The organism is Ureibacillus sp. GCM10028918, from assembly GCF_042666115.1.
In the GTDB taxonomy this organism is placed as follows: Bacteria; Bacillota; Bacilli; order Bacillales_A; family Planococcaceae; genus Ureibacillus.
The window spans coordinates 1-1703 of record NZ_JBHTFK010000010.1; the positions used below are offsets into that span (position 1 = coordinate 1).

The 1703-nt window shown below is 47.5% G+C and carries 1 protein-coding gene and 1 pseudogene; one reads left to right on the top strand and one right to left on the bottom strand.

The annotated features are described in order from the left end of the window. Positions 1 to 340 (top strand): annotated as a pseudogene (locus ACFQU5_RS11685) (IS3 family transposase); the annotation flags it as partial. Positions 341 to 629: 289 nt separating this feature from the next. On the opposite strand, the gene ACFQU5_RS11690 reads toward ACFQU5_RS11685, so the two are convergent. Further along, positions 630 to 1703, bottom strand: a 1074-nt coding sequence (locus tag ACFQU5_RS11690) for a collagen-like domain-containing protein (protein ID WP_390287963.1), incomplete at its 5' end; no start/stop codon positions are given.

The window sequence follows — 1703 nt, forward strand, 5'->3', positions numbered from 1 at the left end:
AAGTCGCTAAAAACCTTTTGAATCGTAGATTCAGAACGCCACATGCCCTTCAAAAATTGGTGACTGATGTAACTGAATTTAAATGTACAGATGATGAAAAACTATATTTAAGTCCAATAATGGACTTATATAATGGTGAAATTATTGGGTTATGTCTCGTAAAGCAACATGCGCAGACAATGCGGCCATGGAGAACTTCTTTAGCTTACTAAAACAGGAAATGTATTATGGAGAACAATTAATCTCTTACGAAGCATTACAAAAGAAAATAAAAGAGTATATCAATTATTATAATCATGTTCGTATTAAACAAAAACTGGCCGGCATGANTCTTGAGTAGAATTGTGCCTTTTTCAGCAATAGGGCAATATTGTTGAGGAACGATTTAACGTATTCATGTAGAATAATTTGCGCCCCCTGAAAAAAACAGGTAGGCGCTATTTTATGCTTACGTCTATGAAGCTTTCAGTTAGTATTAAATCAGTAATTGTAGGTTCTTCATATGTTTTAGATTTGATTCTAAAAAGTTTATTTAACAAGGCAATAATGTCTTCGTTCCAAGATGCTAACATTTAGTTCTACTTGCTATACAATTCACTTTAATTTTAATGACCTTTATCCCATTCAAACTAATTTAGCTTTTTAATGAGAATAGAAGCATTTACGTTTATTTGTGTACCCCCTGCCAAAGTCTGGAGAGTAACTGCTGCTGTCGAAGTATGATTTCGAAGTGTAAGCACATCACCTGATGCTAAGGCAATTATTGTCTGGCCATTGTTTTGTTGAGTTCCAGCACCTGAACCATAAGTTGTTCCTGCTACTGGTGTGAGAGCATTTAAAAATAGCGTAAATTGGTTTGGTTCTACACCTGATACAGAGAAAGTGACCTCGTAGATTCCTGCTGTGGTAATTAATATTGGAGAAGTTCCAGGAGCATGTGTGATTCCTGGTGTGAGAATTCCATTTGTACTGAAATTAACATCTGCTTCTAGAGGAACAACTTGTGCATCTAGGTTATAAATATATCCAAATTCAGATAAGCCTCCAACCCCGGTAGCCCCAGTAGCGCCTGTAGCTCCAGTTGCTCCAGTCGGTCCGATATCACCAGTAGCGCCCGTAGCTCCAGCTGGTCCAGCCGGTCCGATGTCACCCGTAGCGCCCGTAGCCCCAGTAGCTCCAGCCGGTCCAATGTCACCCGTAGCGCCCGTAGCCCCAGCTGGTCCAGCCGGTCCGATGTCACCCGTAGCGCCCGTAGCCCCAGTAGCTCCAGCCGGTCCAGCCGGTCCAATGTCACCCGTAGCGCCCGTAGCCCCAGCCGGTCCAGCCGGTCCGATGTCACCGGTAGCGCCCGTAGCCCCAGTAGCTCCAGCGGGTCCGATGTCACCGGTAGCGCCCGTAGCCCCAGTAGCTCCAGTTGGTCCAGCCGGTCCGATGTCACCAGTAGCGCCCGTAGCTCCAGTCGGTCCAGCCGGTCCGATGTCACCAGTAGCGCCCGTAGCTCCAGTCGGTCCAGCCGGTCCGATGTCACCAGTAGCGCCCGTAGCTCCAGCCGGTCCAGCCGGTCCGATATCACCAGTAGCGCCCGTAGCCCCAGTAGCTCCAGCCGGTCCGATGTCACCAGTAGCGCCCGTAGCTCCAGTCGGTCCAGCCGGTCCGATGTCACCAGTAGCGCCCGTAGCTCCAGTCGGTCCAGCCGGTCCGAT